The sequence below is a fragment of the Enterobacter wuhouensis genome, from assembly GCF_004331265.1.
GTDB lineage: Bacteria > Pseudomonadota > Gammaproteobacteria > Enterobacterales > Enterobacteriaceae > Enterobacter > Enterobacter wuhouensis.
On record NZ_SJOO01000009.1, the window covers coordinates 37,187 to 59,966 of the forward strand.

Annotated in this window: 22 protein-coding genes; 7 read left to right on the forward strand and 15 right to left on the reverse strand. The window is 56.9% G+C overall.

Features of this window, described 5'->3' with window-relative positions:
• Positions 1-79: 79 nt before the first annotated feature.
• From trpS to E0L20_RS17930, 12 genes are all read right to left on the reverse strand, one after another.
• Positions 80-1,084, reverse strand: coding sequence for a tryptophan--tRNA ligase (trpS, locus tag E0L20_RS17870; protein WP_131635122.1), 1,005 nt, complete (start codon positions 1,082-1,084; stop codon positions 80-82).
• Positions 1,077-1,838 carry a phosphoglycolate phosphatase gene (gph, locus tag E0L20_RS17875; RefSeq protein ID WP_131635123.1) on the reverse strand — a complete coding sequence of 254 codons (762 nt, stop codon included), beginning with the start codon at positions 1,836-1,838 and terminating at the stop codon, positions 1,077-1,079. The genes trpS and gph overlap by 8 nt, the downstream gene beginning before the upstream one ends.
• Positions 1,831-2,508 (reverse strand): ribulose-phosphate 3-epimerase, encoded by a 678-nt coding sequence (rpe, locus tag E0L20_RS17880; RefSeq protein ID WP_131635124.1) that lies wholly within the window; start codon positions 2,506-2,508, stop codon positions 1,831-1,833. The genes gph and rpe overlap by 8 nt, the downstream gene beginning before the upstream one ends.
• Positions 2,509-2,549: 41 nt before the next feature.
• Positions 2,550-3,362 (reverse strand): adenine-specific DNA-methyltransferase, encoded by an 813-nt coding sequence (dam, locus tag E0L20_RS17885; RefSeq protein ID WP_131635125.1) that lies wholly within the window; start codon positions 3,360-3,362, stop codon positions 2,550-2,552.
• 66 nt (positions 3,363-3,428) lie between these two features.
• Positions 3,429-4,727, reverse strand: coding sequence for a cell division protein DamX (damX, locus tag E0L20_RS17890; protein ID WP_131635126.1), 1,299 nt, complete (start codon positions 4,725-4,727; stop codon positions 3,429-3,431).
• A gap of 91 nt (positions 4,728-4,818) precedes the next feature.
• On the reverse strand, positions 4,819-5,907 hold the full coding sequence (aroB, locus tag E0L20_RS17895; protein ID WP_131635127.1) for a 3-dehydroquinate synthase: 1,089 nt from the start codon (positions 5,905-5,907) through the stop codon (positions 4,819-4,821).
• 57 nt (positions 5,908-5,964) lie between these two features.
• On the reverse strand, positions 5,965-6,486 hold the full coding sequence (gene aroK / locus E0L20_RS17900; protein ID WP_010436374.1) for a shikimate kinase AroK: 522 nt from the start codon (positions 6,484-6,486) through the stop codon (positions 5,965-5,967).
• A 288-nt stretch (positions 6,487-6,774) separates the two neighbouring features.
• Entirely contained in the window at positions 6,775-8,010 is a 1,236-nt protein-coding gene (gene hofQ / locus E0L20_RS17910) for a DNA uptake porin HofQ (protein ID WP_131635128.1), read from the reverse strand.
• Entirely contained in the window at positions 7,925-8,326 is a 402-nt protein-coding gene (locus E0L20_RS17915) for a HofP DNA utilization family protein (protein WP_131635129.1), read from the reverse strand. Before E0L20_RS17915 ends, hofQ begins: the two co-directional genes overlap by 86 nt.
• Positions 8,316-8,777 carry a HofO family protein gene (locus tag E0L20_RS17920; protein WP_131635130.1) on the reverse strand — a complete coding sequence of 154 codons (462 nt, stop codon included), beginning with the start codon at positions 8,775-8,777 and terminating at the stop codon, positions 8,316-8,318. The genes E0L20_RS17915 and E0L20_RS17920 overlap by 11 nt, the downstream gene beginning before the upstream one ends.
• 3 nt (positions 8,778-8,780) lie before the next feature.
• Positions 8,781-9,275 carry a PilN domain-containing protein gene (locus E0L20_RS17925; protein ID WP_131635131.1) on the reverse strand — a complete coding sequence of 165 codons (495 nt, stop codon included), beginning with the start codon at positions 9,273-9,275 and terminating at the stop codon, positions 8,781-8,783.
• On the reverse strand, positions 9,266-10,048 hold the full coding sequence (locus E0L20_RS17930) for a type IV pilus biogenesis protein PilM (protein ID WP_131635132.1): 783 nt from the start codon (positions 10,046-10,048) through the stop codon (positions 9,266-9,268). The genes E0L20_RS17925 and E0L20_RS17930 overlap by 10 nt, the downstream gene beginning before the upstream one ends.
• A gap of 120 nt (positions 10,049-10,168) precedes the next feature.
• Between E0L20_RS17930 and mrcA the strand changes: the two genes are divergently transcribed.
• Positions 10,169-12,721: a peptidoglycan glycosyltransferase/peptidoglycan DD-transpeptidase MrcA gene (gene mrcA / locus E0L20_RS17935; protein ID WP_165500726.1), complete on the forward strand. Its 2,553-nt coding sequence runs from the start codon at positions 10,169-10,171 to the stop codon at positions 12,719-12,721.
• Between the two features lie 79 nt (positions 12,722-12,800).
• Here mrcA and nudE read toward each other — a convergent pair whose 3' ends face one another.
• On the reverse strand, positions 12,801-13,361 hold the full coding sequence (nudE, locus tag E0L20_RS17940) for an ADP compounds hydrolase NudE (protein ID WP_131635134.1): 561 nt from the start codon (positions 13,359-13,361) through the stop codon (positions 12,801-12,803).
• 322 nt (positions 13,362-13,683) lie between these two features.
• On the opposite strand from nudE, the gene E0L20_RS17950 reads away from it, so the two are divergent.
• From E0L20_RS17950 to pckA, 5 genes are all read left to right on the forward strand, one after another.
• Positions 13,684-15,822 (forward strand): intracellular growth attenuator family protein, encoded by a 2,139-nt coding sequence (locus tag E0L20_RS17950; RefSeq protein ID WP_131635136.1) that lies wholly within the window; start codon positions 13,684-13,686, stop codon positions 15,820-15,822.
• A 65-nt stretch (positions 15,823-15,887) separates the two neighbouring features.
• Positions 15,888-16,574, forward strand: coding sequence for a GMP/IMP nucleotidase (gene yrfG, locus E0L20_RS17955; protein WP_131635137.1), 687 nt, complete (start codon positions 15,888-15,890; stop codon positions 16,572-16,574).
• Positions 16,571-16,972 carry a ribosome-associated heat shock protein Hsp15 gene (gene hslR, locus E0L20_RS17960; protein ID WP_131635138.1) on the forward strand — a complete coding sequence of 134 codons (402 nt, stop codon included), beginning with the start codon at positions 16,571-16,573 and terminating at the stop codon, positions 16,970-16,972. Before yrfG ends, hslR begins: the two co-directional genes overlap by 4 nt.
• A 23-nt stretch (positions 16,973-16,995) precedes the next feature.
• The gene (hslO, locus tag E0L20_RS17965; protein ID WP_131635139.1) at positions 16,996-17,874 is read left to right on the forward strand and encodes an Hsp33 family molecular chaperone HslO; all 879 of its coding nucleotides are present in this window, start codon (positions 16,996-16,998) and stop codon (positions 17,872-17,874) included.
• 392 nt (positions 17,875-18,266) lie between these two features.
• The gene (gene pckA / locus E0L20_RS17970) at positions 18,267-19,883 is read left to right on the forward strand and encodes a phosphoenolpyruvate carboxykinase (ATP) (RefSeq protein ID WP_131635140.1); all 1,617 of its coding nucleotides are present in this window, start codon (positions 18,267-18,269) and stop codon (positions 19,881-19,883) included.
• Positions 19,884-19,979: 96 nt separating this feature from the next.
• Here pckA and envZ read toward each other — a convergent pair whose 3' ends face one another.
• Complete coding sequence (gene envZ, locus E0L20_RS17975; RefSeq protein WP_010436407.1) at positions 19,980-21,326, reverse strand: two-component system sensor histidine kinase EnvZ; 1,347 nt, start codon at positions 21,324-21,326, stop codon at positions 19,980-19,982.
• Complete coding sequence (gene ompR, locus E0L20_RS17980; protein WP_006177890.1) at positions 21,323-22,042, reverse strand: osmolarity response regulator transcription factor OmpR; 720 nt, start codon at positions 22,040-22,042, stop codon at positions 21,323-21,325. Before ompR ends, envZ begins: the two co-directional genes overlap by 4 nt.
• 228 nt (positions 22,043-22,270) lie before the next feature.
• On the opposite strand from ompR, the gene greB reads away from it, so the two are divergent.
• Positions 22,271-22,744: a transcription elongation factor GreB gene (greB, locus tag E0L20_RS17985; RefSeq protein WP_010436410.1), complete on the forward strand. Its 474-nt coding sequence runs from the start codon at positions 22,271-22,273 to the stop codon at positions 22,742-22,744.
• The last annotated feature ends 36 nt before the right edge of the window (positions 22,745-22,780 follow it).

The window sequence follows — 22,780 nt, forward strand, 5'->3', positions numbered from 1 at the left end:
TGCCCTCACCCTGGCCCTCTCCCACGGGGAGAGGGAATAAACCCTAAAAACAGTAACGTGGTTACCGTTTTGCTTTTACCTAAGGTTTCGCGACAAACCCAATCGCTTCGTACACCGCTTTCAGAGTCTCGGACGCGCGCGCGCTGGCTTTTTCCGCGCCGTCTTTCATCACCTTCTGCAGGAAAGCTTCGTCGTTACGGTAGCGGTTATAGCGCTCCTGCAGCTCGGTCAGCATGCCGGAAACGGCGTCTGCCACTTCACCTTTCAGGTGGCCGTACATCTTGCCTTCGAAGTGTTTTTCCAGCTCAGGAATGCTCTGGCCCGTTACGCCGGAGAGGATATCCAGCAGGTTAGACACGCCCGCTTTGTTCTGCACGTCGTAGCGCACGACTGGCGGCTCGTCGGAGTCGGTCACAGCACGCTTGAGCTTTTTAACCACCGATTTCGGATCTTCCAGCAGGCCGATAACGTTGTTGCGGTTATCGTCAGACTTGGACATCTTCTTGGTCGGCTCCAGCAGCGACATCACGCGCGCGCCGGATTTCGGAATGAACGGCTCTGGCACCTTGAACACGTCGCCATAGATCGCATTGAAGCGCTGGGCGATATCGCGGCTCAGCTCCAGGTGCTGCTTCTGGTCTTCTCCCACCGGTACCTGGTTGGTTTGGTACAGCAGGATGTCAGCCGCCATCAGTACCGGATAGTCGAACAGACCGGCGTTGATGTTCTCAGAGTAGCGCGCGGATTTATCCTTGAACTGGGTCATGCGGCTTAGCTCGCCGAAATAGGTATAGCAGTTCAGCGCCCAGCCCAGCTGCGCGTGCTCCGGCACGTGAGACTGAACGAAGATGGTGCTCTTTTCCGGGTCGATGCCGCAGGCCAGATACAGCGCCAGCGTATCAAGGGTGGCTTTGCGCAGCTTCTCAGGATCCTGACGTGCGGTAATAGCGTGCAGATCCACGATGCAGTAAATGCAATGGTAGTCATCCTGCATGCTAACCCACTGACGTAACGCACCCATGTAGTTACCAATGGTCAATTCACCTGAGGGCTGTGCGCCACTAAAAACGATGGGCTTAGTCATTTTTCAATTCCTGATGTTCACTGTGCGAAAGCCCGAGTGCGGGCAACAAATCTTTGAAGTGGTCGAACACGACGTCCGGCTCACTCAGCGTGATGGCCTCACCGTAGTTGTAGCCATAGGTTAATCCCACGGAAGGACAGCCCGCCGCTCTGGCAGCCAGAATATCATTGCGGGAATCACCAACAAAGAGCAGCTCCGCAGGCGTTAAGGATAATTTTCCTGCCACCAGCAGAAGCGGTTCCGGGTGCGGCTTTTTGTTCTGCACGTCATCGCCGCCAACAATCACCGAGAAGTACTTTGCGATATCCAGCGCTTCCAGCAGAGGTGCGACGAACGGCGTCGGCTTATTGGTCACCAGCCCCAGCGGGATGCCTTTGGCGTGAAGTGCGCTCAGCGTTTCCGCCACGTCCGGGAACAGGAAGCTGCCTTCTTCAACGGTTTGTTCGTAGAAGCGGTCGAACAGTTTGCGCAGTACGCGCAGCTGCTCATCCTGCGGAATGTCGGCGTGATCGACGCTCGGTTTACCCTGTGCGGAGCGCTGCGATGCGCGCTCCTGGCGAGCCCAGCTCAGGGCGCGCTCCATCAGCACGTCGGCACCGTTGCCAATCCACGTCACCACGCGTTCTTCTCCCGCAACGGGAAGTTCAAGCGCGTACAGCGCCTGGTCGACCGCGCTCGTTAAGCCTGGCGCGCTGTCGACCAGCGTGCCGTCGAGGTCAAATGCGATACCCCGGGTTGCCTGCAATTTATCCATGACTTACCTTTGCCAGTTCACTGCGCATTTCATCAATCACTTTTTTGTAGTCCGGCTGGTCAAAGATGGCCGAACCTGCAACGAACATATCCGCGCCCGCTGCGGCAATCTCACCGATGTTATTCACCTTCACGCCACCGTCCACTTCCAGGCGAATGTCGTAGCCAGACTCATCGATACGGCGGCGTACTTCTCGCAGCTTATCAAGAGTGTGAGGAATGAACGACTGACCGCCAAAGCCCGGGTTTACGGACATCAGCAGGATCACGTCCAGCTTATCCATCACGTAGTCGAGATAGCTCAGCGGCGTGGCCGGGTTAAACACCAGACCCGCCTTACAGCCGTTCTCTTTGATCAGCTGCAGCGTGCGGTCAACGTGTTCGGAGGCTTCCGGATGGAAGGTGATGATGCTGGCGCCCGCTGCGGCAAAATCTGGGACCAGGCGATCGACAGGCTTCACCATCAGATGGACGTCGATCGGCGCGGTAATACCATAATTGCGCAGCGCCTTGAGCACCATCGGACCGATGGTCAGATTGGGAACGTAGTGGTTATCCATAACGTCGAAATGGACGACATCCGCACCAGCCGCGAGTGCATTGGCGGTGTCCTCGCCCAGGCGGGCAAAATCGGCCGACAGAATTGAGGGAGCAATCAAAAACTGTTTCATCCGCATCTCCTTGAAATGTGTTTACCGGCGGGCAAAACGGCTCAGGGGCGATAGAGAGCCAGGAGTTCGTCCACCTTTTTACGTGTGCCGCCGTTGCTGCTAATGCTACGCCGCACTTTGACCTGAAAATGCTTCGCGGCTTTATACCATTCGCGCGTATCAGGCGTATCGTGATTCGAAATTAACACTGGAATTCTTTTGCTGACCAGCTTTTCCGCCATCTCTGCCAGACGGGCCTGCTCGGCCGGGCTGAAGCTGTTGGTGTGATAAGCGGTGAAGTTCGCTGTTGCAGACAGCGGCGCGTATGGCGGATCGCAGTAGACCACCGAATTTGCGTCTGCCTGCTCCATGCACTCTTCATATGAGAGGCAGTGGAACTCTGCATTCTGCGCTTTTTCAGCAAAGTGATACAGCTCAGCCTGGGGGAAGTAAGGGCGCTTGTAGCGACCAAACGGCACGTTAAACTCCCCGCGCAGATTATAGCGACACAGGCCGTTGTAGCCGTGGCGGTTGAGGTAAAGGAACAACAGCGCACGACGGAACGGGTCCCGGCTCTGATTGAACTCAGCGCGGAACTGATAGTAAACGTCCGGGTTGTTGTTTTCTGGCGTAAACAGCTTGCGCGCCTCATCCACGTACTCGTCGGTACGCGATTTTACGATGTTATAGAGGCTGATGAGGTCGCTGTTAATATCCGCCAGGATATAACGAGAAAAATCGGTATTCAGGAACACCGATCCAGCACCCACAAAGGGCTCGATAAGACACTCGCCTTTCGGCAGGTGTTTTTTTATATCGTCGAGCAGGGGGTATTTGCCCCCTGCCCATTTCAGAAAAGCGCGATTTTTTTTCATGCTGACTAACTGATTACACCTTCTCCGGCTGTGGAGAAAGCTCCGACAGCATCCTGCGCTTTAACATTACTTCAGATCGGCCTGCACCTGATGAATCGGCTTCGCCCACGGGTTTTTCGCCTGAACATCGGCTGGCAGTGTTGCTACGGCGCGTTTCGCTTCATCTTTGGAAGCATACACACCGCTCACCAGCACGTACCACGGCTGCCCGTTACGGGTCGTCTGATAAACCACGTAGTTTTTCAGATTCGATTTTTTCGCCCAACCGTTGAGGTTGTCGTAGTTAGACGAGCTGCTCAGCTGCAGGGTGTAGTTGCTGGATGGCGCAGATTTCAGAGAACCTACGTTACCGGCCGTTTTGCCTGCGGCGCTGGATGCAGTCGCAGCTGCAGCAGGTGCTGCTGTTGCGGCGGGCGCAGCCGTGGTCGCCGTGGCTTTCGGTGCAGTCTGCGTGACTGGCGCTTTGGCAGGTTCGCTTACCGCAGCCGTTTCAGTGCGTTTTGGCTGAGCCGTCGCCTTCGCTTCAGGCGCTTTGACGACTGCCTGAGGTTTGGTTTCACGCTTAGGTTCAATCACCGCCTGCTTGCGTTCCGGACGGGGAGCAGTCTGCGTCTGGCGCGGTTTGGTTTCCGTTGCAGCGGTTTGCTGCTGAGCATTGCCACCGCGAATCGGCGCGACGGTTGCAGGCTCTGTAGGCAGCGTAGAGTTAACAACAACGTTGTTCACCTGTTCCTGATTTTGCGGCTGCGTCAGCGCATTGTTCAGGTCGCCCTGAACCTCAACGCGCTGCTGGCCTTCTGGCGTAGCAGGTGCCTGGCCCTGATCCGGATATGAGGAAACGGGCGGCAGAGACACATCCTGCGGCGTCGTTGTGTTTCCAGCAGTCTGCTCTGCAGAAGTGGTTCCCGGCGCTGGCTGCGCGCCATTCGCCTGATCGGATGCATCAGTGCCGGAAAGGTTGATGCTCTTCTCGGTGGAGGCAGTTTGCTCAGTTGAGGTCGTTGACGGTGCTTTCAGCGCAGAGCCAATGCCGACAATCAGCAGCACCAGCACCAGAACGCCAAGCCCCATCATTATGTACTGTCGGGAAGCGGGTTTTTGCGCGGCCGCTTTTTTACGTTTACGCGGGCGACGTTCTACAGGCTCTTCGTCCATTGAATCTTCTTCGGACTCATAACTCTCTTCTTCTTCTCGCTCTTCTCGCGCGCTGCGGCTGCGTGAAGGGCGACGATCGTCTGCATCCAGATCAACATCGTCAAAGTTGATCTGCGGCTCGTTATCACGTTCTGAAGATTGACGAGAACGACCAGTGCGACGATCGCTGGGATCGGGTTTCAGCTCGTCTTCTGGTTTGAATTCATCCATTTAACACCCCACTCAAAGGCTCATGCCAACGACTTGCATTTTGCCTGAAGCTAAACGACCACCCGTTAAAGTGGCCTGACCTTTCTAGTTGTTACGCCTGCTGACAGTCAGCGATAGCGCCAAGAACAATATCGTGCGGTACTCCACCGCGCACTTCACTCTTCCCTATTGCAAGCGGGAGTACAAGACGCATCTCACCTGCCAATACTTTTTTATCGCGCAACATGTGGGGGAGATACGCCTGGGCAGACATCGCCTGCGGTCCTGTTACCGGGAGGCCCGCACGTTCCAGCAGCGCAATGATGCGCGCGGTGTCTTCCGCGTTGAACTGACCCAAACGTTCAGACGCACGCGCTGCCATGACCATACCGGCAGCAACGGCTTCACCGTGCAGCCAGTTGCCGTAGCCCATTTCGGCTTCAATGGCGTGACCGAACGTATGCCCCAGATTCAGTAAAGCACGTAAGCCGGTTTCACGCTCGTCTGCGGCGACAACTTCCGCCTTCAGCTCACAGCAACGACGAATACAGTACGCCAGTGCCGGGCCATCGAGGCGCAGCAGGGCATCCATATTCTCTTCCAGCCAGGTAAAGAACTCACCGTCGAGGATAATGCCGTATTTGATCACTTCAGCAAGGCCGGAGGCCAGCTCGCGTTTTGGCAGGGTTTTCAGACAGTCGAGATCCACCACCACCGATGCGGGCTGGTAGAACGCGCCAATCATGTTTTTGCCGAGCGGATGGTTGACTGCCGTTTTGCCGCCGACGGAAGAGTCGACCTGTGACAGCAACGTCGTAGGAATTTGAATAAAGCGCACGCCACGCTGGTAGCTGGCGGCGGCAAACCCCGTCAGATCGCCCACAACACCGCCGCCCAGGGCGAGCAGCGTCGTATCGCGACCATGCGGTTTTTGCAGTAATGCGGTAAAGACGGTGTCGAGCACCGTCAGGCTTTTGTACTGCTCGCCATCGGGCAGAATCACACTGTCGACTTTCACGCCAGCCTGCTCAAGCAGGTGACGCACGCGGTCGAGATAAAGCGGAGCCAGCGTCTCATTGGTGACCAGCATCGCCTGATCACCCGCTTTCAGTGGTAAGAAGGAAGCTGGATCGTTAAACAAACCAGCCGCGATGGTGATAGGGTAACTACGTTCCCCGAGAGTAACTGTAATCCTCTCCATGACGCGACATCCACCTTAAATGCTTTTACCCGCAGGCGAGTGTATATAAAGCCAGAATCAGTTGCTTTCCAGCATATGAATAATCTGGTTTGCAACCACCTTAGCGCTCTGATCGTCAGTACGAATGGTCACATCTGCAATCTCTTCGTACAGAGGATTGCGTTCACCGGCCAGGGCTTCCAGAACTTCGCGCGGCGGCGTTTCAACCTGCAGCAGCGGGCGCTTTTTATCGCGCTGCGTACGTGCCAGCTGTTTCTCGATGGTCGTCTCAAGATAGACCACTACGCCACGGGCGGAGAGACGGTTGCGGGTTTCGCGAGATTTCACAGAGCCGCCGCCAGTTGCCAGCACAATGCCCTGTTTTTCCGTGAGTTCGTTGATCACTTTTTCTTCTCGGTCACGGAAACCTTCTTCGCCTTCTACGTCGAAGACCCAGCCCACATCAGCTCCGGTTCGTTTCTCAATCTCTTGATCAGAATCGTAAAATTCCATATTGAGTTGTTGAGCTAACTGACGCCCAATAGTGCTTTTGCCGGCACCCATAGGCCCAACCAGAAAGATATTGCGTTTCTCTGCCATTTTTTCGGTACTACTAAGACTATTCGTTAATGGTAATCCCCGCTACGCAGACACCCAGCGTGGCAGGACATGAACTGAAACCTCATATGCAATAGAGCGAGAGTCAGACTAAAAATTATCTCAATACTCGAGCTTGTTTGGCAACTGATTAAATCACCGTTACAGGCGCATAAGACAACAAGAGCGTAAGTCCAACTCGAATCGGTACTCCTTGTATGCTAATTCATGCCCCACGTCAAACATCTGCAACAAACTGAATGCAAAATCATTGCGGGGATCGTGACCCCATTAGTGAATACCCACCAGCCTTGGCGTGATAAATACCACCAGCTCGCGTCGTTCGTTGTCTTTCCCGTCATGGCGAAACAGTTGTCCAAGCCAGGGAATATTGCCGAGCCCTGGGACGCCATCGCTACCCGTTTTATTCTTTTGCGAGAAAATACCGCCTAATGCCAGCGTTTCTCCGCTTTTAACCTCCACCTGCGTTTCTATTTCTTGCTTATCGATCGCCAGCGTTTCACCGTCGGCCTGCTGCAGGACCTGGCCTGGCATATTTTCGCTGATATGTAATTTCAGGCGCACGCGCCCACCCGGCAGTACCACCGGCGTAACCTCCATCCCAAGCACCGCCTCTTTAAACTCTACCGATGTTGCCCCGCTCTCTCCGCTGGAGACCTGATATGGGATTTCGCTGCCCTGCTTGATGCTGGCGGGCTGCATGTGCGAGGCCAACAAACGGGGGCTGGCGATAATATCCACCTTCTGCTTTTGCTCCAGCGCCGACAGCTCCAGATCGAGCAGCCTGCCGTTGATACGCCCAATGTTAAAACCCACATGCGTGGTGGCGCTGGCAACGGAAAGGTCGCTACCCAGCGTCGTCACCTGCCCGACCTTCCCAGCCTGCGTCGCGTCGGCAAGGTTCCATTTCACGCCCAGCTCGCGCAGGCTTTTTTCATTAATGGTTACGATGTGCGCAGCCAGCTCAACCTGCTCTACAGGGATGTCCATTTGCGCCGCCCAGTGCTGTAAGGCATCCAGTACCGCCTGGCTATCGCGGATCAGCAGGCGGTTGGTGCGCTTATCGACGGATAAACTGCCCTTCGGGCTAAGCAGTTTTTCCGCCGCCTTTTGCAGCTCCCCGGCATCGGCGTACGAAAAGGGAATGCTGTGCGATATCAGGGGAGCGTCAAGCTGCCGACGCGCCAGCTCCTGATCCTTGCGCGTCTGCTGCGCTTGCTGCCAGGCAGCCGTATGAACATAAAAAATGCCACGCTCCTCTCGCAGAATGAGTCCTGCACTGGTCACGACGGTCTGTAGCGCCTGGCGCCAGGGGACGCGCGTAAGGTTGAGCGACAGCGAACCGCTGACATCAGGCGATACCACCAGATTTCGATTTTCCTGACTCATCAGCGCCTGCAGCACCTGTACCACCGGTACATCATCCACCATCAGCGTGACGGGTTTCATCCCGGCGATCGGTTGGGTGCTGCAAATCAACAGCAGCAGCGCTATCCCTGTTTTCATGTTTATTCGTTCCTTCTCGTTGCCATGTCCATTGTTTGGGCTCACACACTTCGCCCAGCTCAACAACCAATTCGCTTTCATTCAGGGTTATCACTCGCCAGCCCGCCGGGAAACGATCCTCCGCTTTCAGGCGATGCCAGCGCTTTTGCCCGTCCTGTAACATGCCCACATTCAGAGTGCCTTCCACTATCCCGCGGTAGTGCCACTGCGCCAGCTCGCCGATGGCGCAGGGATCTACCGGCGGCTGAAACGGATCGCGCATTCCCGTCAACAGCAGCGCGGAGCACACCAGCAGGTATCGCGCGCTATTTCGCATACTCATGCTCCAGCTGCACGCGCAGGCGTAACGTTGTCCCCTGCGGAGTAAGGGAAAACGCAGTAATCAACACGTCCCGCTCAAGCAGCATGGAAAAGACGGACGGGACGGCCTGCCAGTCGGCGTCCAGCGCCAGCTCTCCACCGCGCTGAAGTGGTTTCCAGTGAACCAGCCTGCTGCCGTTACCCTGAAAATCCAGCGGCGAAAAGGGTGTGACGACGCGTTCGTCTGGCGTAATTACCTGGCCCGGCAGGCGCCTGGCGGAGGGCCATAGCGATGCATTCGTCCGCGTGGCATGGGCTATCTCCCGCTGCAAACCAGCCAGCTGCGTATTTATCGGCCGGAGCAGCACGCCCCACGCAATCCCCACCACAAGGACAATGCTCTGAAACCAGCACAGCACCCGATACCCGCTTCGGCATTCGCACCAACGTTCAAACACGGTATCCACGCGTTACCCCTGGCTTTTAAGCTGTAAAGTGAACATCCATCGCCCCTGAGGGTCCTGCTGTAATTCGCCCGCGGGGCCAGGCGTAAAACCGGCAATCTCCTTCAGCGCATCGCGCAATGACGAGAGGGCCGGAAGCGCAGTTGCATATCCGATAAATACTAACGAAGGGGGCTGATAGCGCAGCTCTGTCAGCCAGGCCTGCGCGGGAATGATCCTCGAAAGCGATTCCAGCAGGGGTTGCCATGCGCGTCGTTGAGGCGCAGGCGCGGGCATCTCTGCAGGCGTGGCCGGTCTCTGGCGAGCCGCGAGAACCTGCCGCACGGACTGTATTCCCGACAGCTGGGTTTGAAGGCCCGGCAACATCACCGCATTGTTTATCCTGAGCGCGTACGCCGTGATGATGACCAGCATCCACGCAGCAAGAGACAGCGTTCCCCAGAAACGCAGGCATCGCGCGCGTCGTTGCTGACGCCAGGGGAGAAGATTAATCATACGCATTCCCCCACCTCGCTCATCGCCAGTGCCAGCGCGACGGTATAGTCAGCCCCGCATTCAGGCAGCGGTGGCTGGCAGCGATGTAGGATTTCCCACAGATCGCGCCGGGAATCAAACAGGGCAATCTCATCCGGCGCCAGGGCAAGCAGGGCGGCCAGTTCCCCGACACTCTCCGCCTCGGTGGTGAAACGCCTTCCCCACTGATGACGCATCGCCCACAGCCACTGGTTCTCATCCCGCCAGGCCACACACTGCGCGGGCTTTACCGCGGGAAGCAGGTTCGCCAGCGCGCCGGCATCCGGGGTGATGGCCACCAGCCGCAAACGTAGCGTTTCAGCCAGCAGCAAAAGCGTTTCAACCTCTTTGTTTTGCGCGGCGGTGACGTGAAATGTGTTGCTAAACGTATCTTGTGCGTAATCGAAGCACAGTGCGTTCGCAGGCATTTCCAGCTCACGCGAGAGGGCGGCACCCAGCCAGGAGAGCTGTTCGCTGTCGCGCAGCGCGATTGCCGGGCGCGGGAGCGAACGTTGCAGCGTGCGTGCCGCCGGGAAAGAGAGGAAGACGCGGTGATGATGGGGTAACGTTCTTCGCCAGTCGCGCAGGGCGTTAACCAGCTGTTCTGGTTGACAAATCTTACCGTCACGGATGATACCGTCAGCCAGCGGAATAGCCCACCACCGGCGCAGGCACCAGGCCGATTTCTCGCGCGTTAGCGAAACGGCCAGCACCCTATCTTGTTGAATATGAACGCCCGTTTGCCATGTTTTGAAAGCCATGCTTCACGATCTCCTTATCGCCCGTCACGGTGACGGCTATATCAATGAATCAGGCTTGCCTTTATACTACCGCGCGATTGTTTAGAAACTGCCCAAGTGAAACCAAATGGGAAATCTCCGGTGAAGTTCGTAAAGTATTTATTAATCCTTGCAGTCTGTTGCATTCTGCTGGGAGCAGGCTCGATTTATGGTTTGTACAAATTCATTGAGCCACAGCTACCCGATGTCGCCACGCTTCGTGATGTGCGGCTTCAGATCCCTATGCAGGTCTACAGCGCCGATGGTGAATTGATGGCGCAATACGGCGAAAAACGTCGTATCCCCTTGACCTTAAATCAAATTCCACCCGTTATGGTGAAAGCCTTTATCGCTACCGAGGATAGTCGTTTCTACGAACATCACGGTGTCGACCCGGTGGGGATTTTCCGTGCCGCAAGCGTTGCGCTGTTCTCTGGCCATGCTTCTCAGGGGGCGAGTACCATTACGCAGCAGCTGGCGCGTAACTTCTTCCTCAGTCCTGAAAAGACGCTGATGCGTAAGATCAAAGAGGTGTTCCTCGCGATCCGCATCGAGCAGCTGCTGAGCAAAGACGAGATCCTCGAGCTTTATCTCAACAAGATTTATCTCGGCTACCGCGCCTATGGCGTGGGGGCTGCTGCCCAGGTGTACTTTGGTAAGCCCGTTGAACAGCTGACGCTCAGCGAAATGGCAACCATCGCCGGTCTGCCAAAAGCGCCATCCACGTTTAACCCGCTCTACTCGCTCGATCGCGCCACCGCGCGTCGTAACGTTGTCCTGTCACGCATGCTCAGCGAAGGCTACATCAGCCAGACCGAGTACGACCAGGCGCGTAACGCTGTCATTGACGCGAACTACCATGCGCCTGAGATCGCCTTCTCTGCACCGTACCTCACGGAAATGGTTCGCCAGGACATGGTGAGCCGCTACGGTGAAAAGGCCTATGAAGATGGCTACCGCGTTTACACCACCGTGACCCGCAAGGTGCAGCAGGCGGCGCAGGACGCGGTGCGCAATAACGTGATGGACTACGACATGCGTCACGGCTATCGCGGCCCGTCAAACGTGCTGTGGAAAGTGGGCGAAAGCGCATGGGACAGCAAAAAAATCACCGGCTCGCTGAAGTCGCTGCCAACCTATGGCCCGCTGCTGCCTGCCGTCGTGACCCAGGCCGATCCCCAGGAAGCCGTGGTGATGATGGCCGATGGCACGTCGGTATCTCTGCGCATGGACGGTATCCGCTGGGCGCGTCCTTATCGCTCGGATACGCTGCAAGGTCCAACGCCGCGCAAAGTGACCGATGCCGTGCAGACCGGACAACAAATCTGGGTGCGCAAAGTGGGCGATGCCTGGTGGCTCGCGCAGGTGCCGGACGTTAACTCTGCGCTGGTGTCTATCAATCCGCAAAACGGCGCGGTGATGGCGCTGGTTGGCGGGTTCGATTTCAACCAGAGCAAATTTAACCGTGCCACCCAGGCGCTTCGTCAGGTTGGCTCGAACATCAAGCCGTTCCTCTACACCGCCGCGATGGATAAGGGTTTGACGCTCGCCAGTATTCTTAACGACGTCCCGATTTCTCGCTGGGATGCCGGCGCGGGCTCAGACTGGCAGCCGAAGAACTCCCCTGCGCAATATGCCGGTCCGATCCGTCTTCGTCAGGGTCTTGGACAGTCGAAAAACGTCGTGATGGTGCGTGCGATGCGTGCGATGGGCGTCGACTATGCGGCAGAGTACCTGCAGCGTTTCGGTTTCCCGGCGCAGAATATTGTTCACACGGAGTCGCTGGCGCTTGGATCCGCGTCATTCACGCCGCTGCAGGTCGCGCGTGGGTACTCGGTCATGGCCAACGGCGGGTTCCTGATCGATCCGTACTACATCAGTAAAATCGAGAATGACCAGGGCGGCGTGCTGTTTGAAGCGAAGCCAAAAATTGCCTGTCCTGACTGCGATATTCCGGTGATTTACGGCGATACGCAGAAATCCAACGTCCTTGAGAACAAGGATATGGAAGACGTGGCGATATCTCAGGAGCAGCCGAACACCGTGGCTCCTCAGCCTCAGCTCGAGCAGGCGAACCAGGCGCTGGTAGCCCAGAGCGGCGCGCAGGAGTATGCCCCACACGTGATTAACACGCCGCTCTCCTTCCTGATCAAAAGCGCGCTGAACACCAATATCTTCGGTGAGCCGGGCTGGCAGGGTACGGGCTGGCGTGCGGGTCGCGATTTACAGCGCCATGACATCGGCGGTAAAACCGGGACAACCAACAGCTCGAAGGATGCCTGGTTCTCCGGCTACGGCCCGGGCGTCGTGACGTCGGTCTGGATTGGCTTTGACGATCACCGCCGTGATTTGGGCCGCACGACGGCTTCTGGCGCGATTAAGGATCAGATCTCCGGCTATGAAGGCGGCGCGAAGAGTGCGCAACCGGCCTGGGATGCCTATATGAAATCTGTTCTGGAGGGCGTGCCGGAGCAGCCGCTGACGCCACCGCCGGGCGTGGTGACGGTCAATATCGACCGCAGCACAGGGCAGCTCGCTAACGGCGGAAACAGCCGTGAAGAGTATTTCATCGAGGGCACGCAGCCAACCACACAGGCGGTGCATGAGGTGGGTACTGAGCTGATTGATAACGGCGAGACGCACGAGCTGTTTTAAGCATAAAAATGCCCGGTAAAAACCGGGCAAAGAACTGCAGGCCGGGTAAGGCGAAGCCGCCACCCGGCTTTTTTATGGCCTACAGTCGCCCCTGCCCTTTCAGCCACTCGCGGACCAGGAACAGCGCGCTGACGTTGCGCGCTTCGTTAAAATCAGGCTCTTCCAGCAAATCCATCAGATGTGCCAGCGGCCAGCGCACCTGCGGCAAAGGCTCTGGTTCGTCCCCTTCCAGCCATTCAGGATAGAGGTCTTCCGCCACCACAATGTTCATTTTGCTGGAAAAATAGGACGGCGCCATGCTCAGCTTTTTCAGGAACGACAGTTCGTTCGCACCAAACCCGACCTCTTCCTTCAGCTCGCGGTTGGCCGCTTCAAACACCGTTTCACCTGGGTCAATCAGCCCTTTAGAGAACCCAAGCTCATAAGACTCCGTGCCGACGGCATATTCACGGATCAGGATCAGATGTTCATCGACAATCGGAACAATCATCACCGCTTCGCGCGAAGAGGGGCGCATACGTTCATAAACGCGACGCACACCGTTGCTGAACTCCAGATCCACGCTTTCGACATTAAACAGGCGCGATTTAGCGACTGTTTCAACATTCAGAATGGTGGGTTTTTGTAGTGGTTTGCTCATCTTGATGGGTCTTTGCTGTGTGAACTGGCTTTATTGTGCGATATGCCGCACGGTTTCGGCAATGTCAATTGCGCTGTATTTACATTTGTGCAACGTAACAGGAATCAATCATCAATTCAAAACAAATGTCAAGAGGTTGAAATGTTTCCAGGAATTTGCTGATATCGCGCCATGTCAGGCTTTGCTATCATCAGCGGTCACTGGGATGCGCTTCAAAATGCTCAAGTTCGACTCCATACTTGCCGATAGCCAACCACAGACTCTCATTCATGTTTAAGGTGCAACTGACTACACCTGAAAAGATAAGTAAGATGGGGAAAGCATGAGCACCATTTTGATTGTTCTCGCTGCTATGCTGGCCGCCGCGCTGCTTGCAGGGTGGGCGTACAGGCGTCGCGTACAGCGGCGATATCGGCTGCCCTTTTTGAATGCATTTGCTGGCGCGACTACGCGCAAGCTCACGCCGGAAGAACAGAGCGCGGTTGAACACTATCTCGACACCTTAAACCGTTCTCAGCTCACGCCTGGGCCAACGGGAGCCAGCGCTGCCCCTGTCTCACTCAGTTTGAATGCGCAGAGCGACACCGTACTCTGCGTAACGCGGTCCATCACCCGCTACGGCATTACCACCGACGATCCAAACAAATGGCGCTACTATCTTGATTCTGTTGAGGTCCATCTCCCGCCGTTCTGGGAGCAGTACATCAATGATGAAAACAGCGTAGAGCTTATCCATACCGACTCCCTGCCGCTGGTCATTTCCCTAAACGGGCATACCCTGAGTGAATACGTTCAGGAAGCACCGCGTTTTGCGCTGGAACGTGCGAGTTCTACTCAGGCGTCCATTCGCGGTGAAGAGACCGAGCAGATCGAGCTGCTGAATATCCGTCAGGAGACGCATGAAGAGTACGCCCTGAGCCGCCCGGACGGTATCCGCGAGGCCGTGCTGATCGTCGCCGCGTTTCTGCTCTTTTTCTTCTGCCTCCTGACGCCAGACGTCTTTGTTCCCTGGCTGGCTGGCGGCGGCGTTCTGCTGCTGGCGGCCGGGCTATGGGGTCTGTTTGCGCCGCCGGCGAAAACCTCGCTGCGTGAAATTCACTGCCTGCGCGGCACCCCCAAACGCTGGGGTTTGTTCGGTGAGAACGATCAGGAACATCTCAACAATATCTCTCTGGGCATTATCGATCTTATTTACCCGCGCCACTGGCAGCCGTGGATTGCGCAGGACTTAGGGCATAAAACCGATATCGATATCTACCTTGACCGCCACGTTGTGCGTCAGGGACGCTATCTGTCACTCCACGATGAAGTGAAAAACTTCCCGCTTCAGCACTGGTTGCGCAGTACGGTTATCGCCGGCGGCGCCGCGCTGGTCTTTGCCATGCTGCTGCTGTTCGTGCCGCTGGATATGCCAATCAAGTTCACCCTGTCGTGGATTAAGGGCGCGCAAACCGTGGAAGCTACCAGCGTCAAACAGCTGGACGAAGCCGGTGTGCGAGTCGGTGATACGCTGCGTCTGAAGGGAACCGGGATGTGTAATATCCATACGCCGGGTGCCTGGAACACGCGCCAGAATTCACCGTTCACGCCATTCGACTGTTCCCAAATCATCTGGAACGATGCGCCACCGCTGCCGCTACCGGAATCAGAGGTGGTCGCCAAAGCCACGGCGCTGACCCAGACGGTCAACCGTCAGCTGCACCCTAAACCGGACGATGATTCACGCGTCAGCCCTGCCCTGCGCTCGGCTATTCAGAAATCCGGCATGGTCCTGCTGGACGACTTTGGCGAGATCGTCATGAAGACCCAGGACCTGTGTTCTGCCCAGGATGAATGCGTGCGTCTTAAAAACGCGCTGGTGAATCTCGGTAACAGTAAAGACTGGGAAGCGCTGGTTAAGCGTGCGGAAGCGGGCCGGCTGGACGGCGTCAACGTGCTGCTGCGCCCGGTGAGCGCCGAATCGCTGGATAACCTGGTCTCCACCTCGACCGCACCGTTCGTGATGCGCGAAACCACGCGGGCGGCGCAGGCGCTGAACAGCCCGGCACCGGGCGGGTTTGTGATCGTCAGCGATGAGGGTAGCGATCTGGTCGATCAGCCTTATCCGCAGGTTGCGCTGTATGACTACCCTGCTCAGGAGCAATGGGGAGAGTTCCAGCGCCTGGCGCAGATGCTGATGCAAACGCCATTCAGCGCAGAAGGGATTGTGACCGGGATCTTTACCGACGCCAACGGCACCCGCCATATCGACCTGCACCGGATGCCGGATAGCGCAGGGCTGTGGCGTTATATCGGCACCTCCCTGCTGATGATTGCGATGCTGGCGTGCATTTTCTGGAATGGATTTATGGCCCTGCGCCGCTACCAGCGTTCACGTACGCGCCTGGCCGACATCCAGCAGTATTACGAAAACTGTCTCAATCCTAAGCTGATCTCCGCCCCGGAAAGCCTGATCGGATAACCTCACTGCGCGACAAGTTGTGCTACCCTGTCGCGCACGTTTCTTCTGGCTGGAGTTCCCCCTTTATGCATCTTGATATCGCCTGGCAGGAGGTTGATACCGTCCTGCTGGATATGGACGGCACGCTGCTCGATCTCGCCTTTGATAACTATTTCTGGCAAAAACTGGTGCCAGAAACCTATGGTGAACAACAGGGTATCTCCCCGGCAGAAGCGCAGGAATTCATTCGCTCGCAATATAGCGCGGTGCAGCATACGCTAAACTGGTACTGTCTCGACTACTGGAGCGAGCGACTCGGGCTGGATATTTGTGCCATGACCACCGCCCAGGGGCCACGCGCCGTGCTGCGTGATGATACGGTGCCGTTCCTGGATGCCCTGAAGGCCAGCGGCAAGCGCCGTATTTTGCTGACCAACGCGCATCCGCATAACCTGGCCGTGAAGCTGGAACATACGGGTCTGGCGTCACACCTTGATTTATTACTTTCCACCCACACATTTGGTTATCCGAAAGAAGATCAGCGGTTGTGGCACGCGGTGGCGGAAGAGACCGGCCTGCAGCCGGAACGCACGCTGTTTATCGACGACAGCGAACCGATTCTGGACTCCGCCGCGACGTTTGGCATTCGCTATTGCCTGGGCGTGACCAACCCTGATTCTGGCCTGGCGGAAAAAAGCTATCTGCGCCATCCGGGGCTTAACGACTATCGCCGGATGATCCCCTCACTCGCCACCGTGAAGGAGACGCCATGAAAGAAAAACCCGCTGATGGGGTAAGACTGGATAAATGGCTGTGGGCCGCCCGTTTTTATAAAACGCGCGCCCTTGCCCGCGAAATGGTTGACGGCGGAAAGGTGCATTACAACGGCCAGCGCAGCAAGCCGAGCAAGCTGGTTGAGCTGAATGCCACGCTCACGCTGCGCCAGGGCAACGATGAAAAAACGGTAGTGGTGAGAGCCATTACCGAACAGCGGCGGCCCGCAACCGAAGCCGTTTTGCTTTATGAAGAGACGGCTGAAAGCATTGAAAAGCGCGAGAAGACCGCGCTGGCGCGCAAAATGAATGCGCTGACAATGCCACACCCGGACCGGCGGCCGGATAAAAAAGAGCGCCGCGATCTGATGAAATTTAAACACGGTGAGACCGAGTAACCTCACCCGCACGAGAGATGAAAATGGCCCAACACGACCAATTACACCGCTATCTGTTTGAACAATTCGCCGTGCGCGGCGAGCTGGTCACCGTATCCGAAACCTGGAAACAGATTCTGGAAAACCACAACTACCCGCTGCCGGTGAAAAACCTGTTGGGCGAGCTGCTGGTTGCCACCAGCCTGCTGACCGCCACGCTGAAGTTCGCTGGCGATATCACCGTGCAGCTGCAGGGTGACGGTCCGATGACGCTGGCGGTGATCAACGGCAACAACCAGCAGCAGATGCGCGGCGTCGCGCGCGTTCAGGGCGACGTGCCTGAAAACGCAGATCTCAAAACGCTGGTGGGCAATGGTTACCTGGTGATCACCATTTCTCCGGAAGAGGGCGAGCGCTATCAGGGCGTGGTCGGTCTGGAGGGCGATACCCTGGCGGCCTGCCTGGAAGATTACTTCATGCGCTCTGAGCAACTGCCTACGCGTCTGTTCATCCGTACCGGTGAAGTGGACGGTCAGCCTGCCGCGGGCGGTATGCTGCTGCAGGTTCTGCCAGCTCAGGACGCGCAGACCAACGATTTCGAGCATCTGGCGACGCTGACGGAAACCGTCAAGGCGGAAGAGCTGTTCAACCTGTCGGCAACCGACGTGCTGTGGCGTCTGTACCATGAAGAAGAAGTGACGGTCTACGATCCGCAGGCGGTGGAATTCAAGTGCACCTGCTCCCGCGAGCGTTGCGCAGGCGCACTGAAAACCCTGCCGGATGAAGAGATCGACAGCATCATGGCGGAAGACGGTGAAATCGATATGAACTGTGACTACTGCGGTACGCACTACGTGTTCAATTCGATGGATATCGCCGAGATCCGCAATAACGCCTCTCCGGCGGACCCGCAGGTTCACTAAACTTCTTTCCCCTCACCCTAACCCTCTCCCCAAAGGGGAGAGGGAACGTGAACCCCCTCTCCCCTTTGGGGAGAGGGCTGGGGTGAGGGGTAAAAAACTCCCCCCAAGCTGAATCGTTTTCATAATGTAACCCTTACGTAATTTTCTTACGTGTATGCGATTACATTCACATTCCTTCGGTTAAATTCACCAGCCCTTAACCTTTTCGGAACATTTTCCCCAACCAAAAAGCGAATCCTGCGATAATCCGCCTGCCCTGTGACTGGAGTCGCAGCGTTTTCCGTTAGCAAGGGTTTTGTCCAGATACGTAAATCTATGAGCCCCGTCGCGGTTAACAACCTCAGAAAAACCCTACAATTTCAGGCAGTACATATTGGCTAAGGAGCAGTGATATGCGTGTTACTGGTTTAACCCCGCAAGATCTCAAGGCTTATGGTATTCACGACGTCCAGGAAGTCGTCTACAACCCCGATTACGATACGCTGTATCAGGAAGAGCTCAATCCAGCACTGGAAGGATACGAGCGAGGTGTGTTGACGAACCTTGGTGCTATCGCCGTCGATACCGGTATCTTTACCGGTCGTTCGCCGAAAGATAAGTATATCGTCCGAGACGAAACCACCCGCGATACGCTGTGGTGGGCTGACAAGGGCAAAGGGAAGAATGACAACAAACCGCTCTCCCCGGAAACCTGGCAGCACCTGAAAGGGCTCGTCACCCATCAACTTTCCGGCAAGCGTCTGTTCATTGTCGACGCTTTCTGCGGCGCTAACGCCGACACCCGTCTTTCCGTACGCTTTATTACCGAAGTGGCCTGGCAGGCGCATTTCGTGAAGAACATGTTCATTCGTCCAACCGACGACGAGCTGCAGGACTTCACCCCGGATTTCATCGTGATGAACGGTGCAAAATGCACTAACCCGCAGTGGAAAGAGCAGGGCCTGAACTCCGAAAACTTCATCGCCTTCAACCTGACCGAGCGTATCCAGCTGATCGGCGGTACCTGGTACGGCGGCGAGATGAAGAAAGGGATGTTCTCGGTCATGAACTACCTGCTGCCGCTGCGCGGCATCGCCTCGATGCACTGCTCGGCGAACGTCGGCGAGAAAGGCGACGTAGCGGTGTTCTTCGGCCTGTCCGGCACCGGGAAAACTACGCTGTCCACCGACCCGAAACGCCGCCTGATTGGCGATGACGAACACGGCTGGGACGATGACGGCGTATTTAACTTCGAAGGCGGCTGCTACGCGAAGACCATCCGCCTGTCTGAAGAGGCTGAGCCGGACATCTTCCACGCGATCCGTCGCGACGCGCTGCTGGAAAACGTCACCGTGCGTGCCGACGGCTCCATCGACTTCGACGATGCGTCGAAAACCGAAAACACCCGCGTGTCGTATCCGATTTACCACATCGACAATATCGTCAAGCCGGTGTCGAAGGCAGGTCATGCCACGAAGGTGATTTTCCTCACCGCCGATGCGTTTGGCGTGTTGCCGCCGGTGTCTCGCCTGACCGCTAACCAGACGCAATACCACTTCCTCTCCGGCTTCACCGCCAAGCTGGCGGGTACCGAGCGCGGCGTGACGGAGCCAACCCCAACCTTCTCCGCCTGCTTCGGCGCGGCATTCCTGTCGCTGCACCCGACCCAGTATGCAGAAGTGCTGGTGAAACGCATGCAGGCATCCGGCGCGCAGGCATACCTGGTGAACACCGGCTGGAACGGTACCGGCAAGCGCATTTCCATCAAAGATACGCGCGCCATTATCGACGCCATTCTGGATGGTTCTCTGGATAACGCCGAAACCTTCACCCTGCCGATGTTCGATCTGGCGATCCCAACGTCGCTGCCGGGCGTGGATACACATATCCTCGACCCGCGCAATACCTACGGTTCACCGGAGCAGTGGCGCGAGAAGGCGGAATCGCTGGCGAAGCTGTTCATTGAGAACTTCGAGAAGTATACCGATACCCCGGCGGGTGCTGCGCTGGTGAGCGCGGGACCAAGGTAAAAGCAAAAAGGCAACGAAAGTTGCCTTTTTTAATGTTTTCTCCCTCTCCCCGTGGGAGAGGGCCGGGGTGAGGGCATCAGACCGCACCTTTAAGGCTTAACCCTCTTTCACCTGCCCCCGCGTCACCGGCACCGGCAGCCAGGCGCGAATGCTCAATCCGCCCCGCTCGCTGGTGCCAATCTCCAGCAGTCCGTTGTGGTTATCGATAATACGCTGAACAATCGCCAGGCCTAAGCCCGTGCCGCTGGTGCTGCGCGCGCTGTCGCCGCGCACAAACGGCTGGAACAGATGCTTACGCTGCTCGGGCTTGATGCCCGGACCGTCGTCCTCCACCTGAAACCAGGCGCGGTTGAGTTCAGATCCGCTGCTGACCTTAATCCAGCCATTACCGTAGCGCGCCGCGTTGACCACCATGTTCGCCACCGCGCGCTTAATGGAGAGCGGGTGCATGCGCACCTGGATCTCGCCCGCCTGCAGGTCGGTATCAATCTCGCGCTCGTAGCCGCTTTCCGCAGCCACCACTTCGCCCAGCACCGCGTTCAGGTCGGCCATCTCCATCGGCATCTCCTGCCCGGTGCGGAGGTAGTCGATGAACTGCTCGATGATGGCATTACACTCTTCGATGTCCTTATTGATGGACTCGGCAAGATAGCCATCCTCTTCCCCCATCATCTCCGTCGCCAGACGAATACGCGTCAGCGGGGTGCGCAGGTCATGGCTAACCCCCGCCATCAGCAGCGTACGGTCGTCCGCCAGCTGCTTCACGCCGGCCGCCATATGGTTAAACGCGCGCGTCACCGAACGGACTTCCGACGCGCCATACTCGCGCAGCGGAGGTGGAATAATCCCTTTACCGACCTGCAGCGCCGCGTGCTCCAGGTCGACCAGCGGTCGGTTCTGAATACGGATAAACAGCCACGCGCCGCCTATCGCCAGCAGCATAATCGCGAGCGTATAGCGGAACAGCGGCGAGAAGTCGCCCTGATGGATTTCAGTGAGCGGAACGCGCACCCAGATATTGGGTGACAGCCAGGTTTTCAGCCAGACGACCGGCGAGCTTTTGTTGACCTCAACGCGCACTTCCGTTGGGCCGCCCAGCTGCTGCGCCATCTGCTGGCTGAGGAATTCGTAGTGCTGCGCCCAGCGCAGGCCAGCGTCTTCCGCCGCCTCGTTTGAGTAGAGCGAAATGCCCAGCTCGCGGTAGATTTCACGGCGAAACGCCGGGGGAACAACCAGCTGCGTGCCGTCCTCCAGCTGCAGCTTATCGGTCATCAGCATACGGACTTCGTAGGCCAGGACCTTATTAAACTGCTGGAGGCTAGGCAGGATCGCAAAGTTCAGCACCACCAGGTAGGTCGTCACCAGGCTGACGAACAGCAGGGTGACGATCAACAGCAGGGTACGGGCAAACGAGCTTCGCGGCGAGAAGCGCATTCGCCTCATGCTTTAGCGCCGTCCGGGACGAACACGTAGCCCAGACCCCACACGGTCTGAATATAACGAGGATGCGCCGGATCTTCTTCCACCATGCGGCGTAGGCGAGAGATCTGCACGTCGATGGAGCGTTCCATTGCGGAGTATTCACGACCGCGCGCCAGATTCATCAGCTTGTCGCGGGAGAGCGGCTCGCGCGGGTGGCTGACCAGCGCTTTTAGTACCGCAAACTCACCGCTGGTAAGCGGCATTGGCTCGTCTTCACGGAACATCTCGCGGGTGCCGAGGTTCAGCTTGAACTTGCCGAAGGCGATGACCGCTTCTTCCTGCGACGGTGCGCCCGGCAGCTCGTTCGCCTGACGGCGCAGCACGGCGCGAATACGCGCCAGCAGCTCGCGCGGGTTAAACGGTTTTGGAATGTAGTCGTCCGCGCCGATTTCGAGGCCCACGATACGGTCAACCTCTTCGCCCTTCGCGGTCACCATGATGATCGGCATCGGGTTGCTCTGGCTGCGCAGGCGGCGGCAAATAGAAAGCCCGTCTTCGCCAGGTAGCATCAGGTCGAGGACCATCAGGTGGAAAGATTCGCGGGTCAGCAGACGGTCCATCTGCTCGGCGTTCGCGACGCTACGAACCTGGAAGCCCTGCTCGGTCAGATAACGCTCAAGCAGCGCGCGCAGGCGCATGTCGTCATCCACGACCAGAATTTTGTAGTTTTCTTGCATTGTGTGTACTCCCAAAGGTTCGGATAGTCTTTGTAACAGCGTATTCTAAAAAAGTGCACGTATTCGACCAGCTAATTCTGGTATAAATTCTAGTCGAAATTGTTACAAAGCATATTTAACAGCAGCTTATCTGCTCATTTCATCACATAAATCATTATTAATCCTGTCTGTTACACTCTGTGGTACGTATTGTGCGCAAGACAGTTAACCGGCAGCAAAGGCTTCACCATGAAAACGCCCCTGATCACCCGCGAAGGGTACGAAAAACTCAAAAAAGAGATGGATTACCTGTGGCGCGAGGAGCGCCCGGAAGTGACCAAAAAGGTCACCTGGGCCGCAAGCCTGGGCGATCGCAGCGAAAATGCGGACTACCAGTACAACAAAAAACGGCTGCGCGAAATCGACCGCCGGGTGCGGTATCTGACAAAGTGCCTCGAAAATCTCAAAATTGTCGATTACTCCCCGCAGCAGGAGGGCAAGGTGTTCTTCGGTGCCTGGGTGGAGATCGAAAATGACGACGGTAACACCCTGCGCTTTCGCATCGTTGGCTACGATGAAATTTTTGGTCGTAAGGATTACATCTCTATCGATTCGCCGATGGCCCGCGCGCTGCTGAAAAAGGAAGTGGGCGATCTGGCCGTCGTCCAGACGCCGTCCGGTGAAGCGAGCTGGTACGTGAACGAAATCGAGTACGTTAAATAGTCCGAGAGCGCCCTCCCCGGCTGGCATTTTGCCGTG

Coding starts and splice junctions, on each gene's coding strand:
- E0L20_RS17930 (WP_131635132.1), bottom strand. CDS start 10,048: ATGGCTTTCAAAACATGGCAAACGGGCGTTCATATTCAACAAGATAGG.
- rpe (WP_131635124.1), bottom strand. CDS start 2,508: ATGAAACAGTTTTTGATTGCTCCCTCAATTCTGTCGGCCGATTTTGCC.
- aroB (WP_131635127.1), bottom strand. CDS start 5,907: ATGGAGAGGATTACAGTTACTCTCGGGGAACGTAGTTACCCTATCACC.
- hslO (WP_131635139.1), top strand. CDS start 16,996: ATGGCCCAACACGACCAATTACACCGCTATCTGTTTGAACAATTCGCC.
- greB (WP_010436410.1), top strand. CDS start 22,271: ATGAAAACGCCCCTGATCACCCGCGAAGGGTACGAAAAACTCAAAAAA.
- pckA (WP_131635140.1), top strand. CDS start 18,267: ATGCGTGTTACTGGTTTAACCCCGCAAGATCTCAAGGCTTATGGTATT.
- yrfG (WP_131635137.1), top strand. CDS start 15,888: ATGCATCTTGATATCGCCTGGCAGGAGGTTGATACCGTCCTGCTGGAT.
- dam (WP_131635125.1), bottom strand. CDS start 3,362: ATGAAAAAAAATCGCGCTTTTCTGAAATGGGCAGGGGGCAAATACCCC.
- nudE (WP_131635134.1), bottom strand. CDS start 13,361: ATGAGCAAACCACTACAAAAACCCACCATTCTGAATGTTGAAACAGTC.
- E0L20_RS17925 (WP_131635131.1), bottom strand. CDS start 9,275: ATGCGTATGATTAATCTTCTCCCCTGGCGTCAGCAACGACGCGCGCGA.
- ompR (WP_006177890.1), bottom strand. CDS start 22,042: ATGCAAGAAAACTACAAAATTCTGGTCGTGGATGACGACATGCGCCTG.
- hslR (WP_131635138.1), top strand. CDS start 16,571: ATGAAAGAAAAACCCGCTGATGGGGTAAGACTGGATAAATGGCTGTGG.
- E0L20_RS17915 (WP_131635129.1), bottom strand. CDS start 8,326: ATGCGAAATAGCGCGCGATACCTGCTGGTGTGCTCCGCGCTGCTGTTG.
- hofQ (WP_131635128.1), bottom strand. CDS start 8,010: ATGAAAACAGGGATAGCGCTGCTGCTGTTGATTTGCAGCACCCAACCG.
- gph (WP_131635123.1), bottom strand. CDS start 1,838: ATGGATAAATTGCAGGCAACCCGGGGTATCGCATTTGACCTCGACGGC.
- E0L20_RS17950 (WP_131635136.1), top strand. CDS start 13,684: ATGAGCACCATTTTGATTGTTCTCGCTGCTATGCTGGCCGCCGCGCTG.
- trpS (WP_131635122.1), bottom strand. CDS start 1,084: ATGACTAAGCCCATCGTTTTTAGTGGCGCACAGCCCTCAGGTGAATTG.
- damX (WP_131635126.1), bottom strand. CDS start 4,727: ATGGATGAATTCAAACCAGAAGACGAGCTGAAACCCGATCCCAGCGAT.
- aroK (WP_010436374.1), bottom strand. CDS start 6,486: ATGGCAGAGAAACGCAATATCTTTCTGGTTGGGCCTATGGGTGCCGGC.
- envZ (WP_010436407.1), bottom strand. CDS start 21,326: ATGAGGCGAATGCGCTTCTCGCCGCGAAGCTCGTTTGCCCGTACCCTG.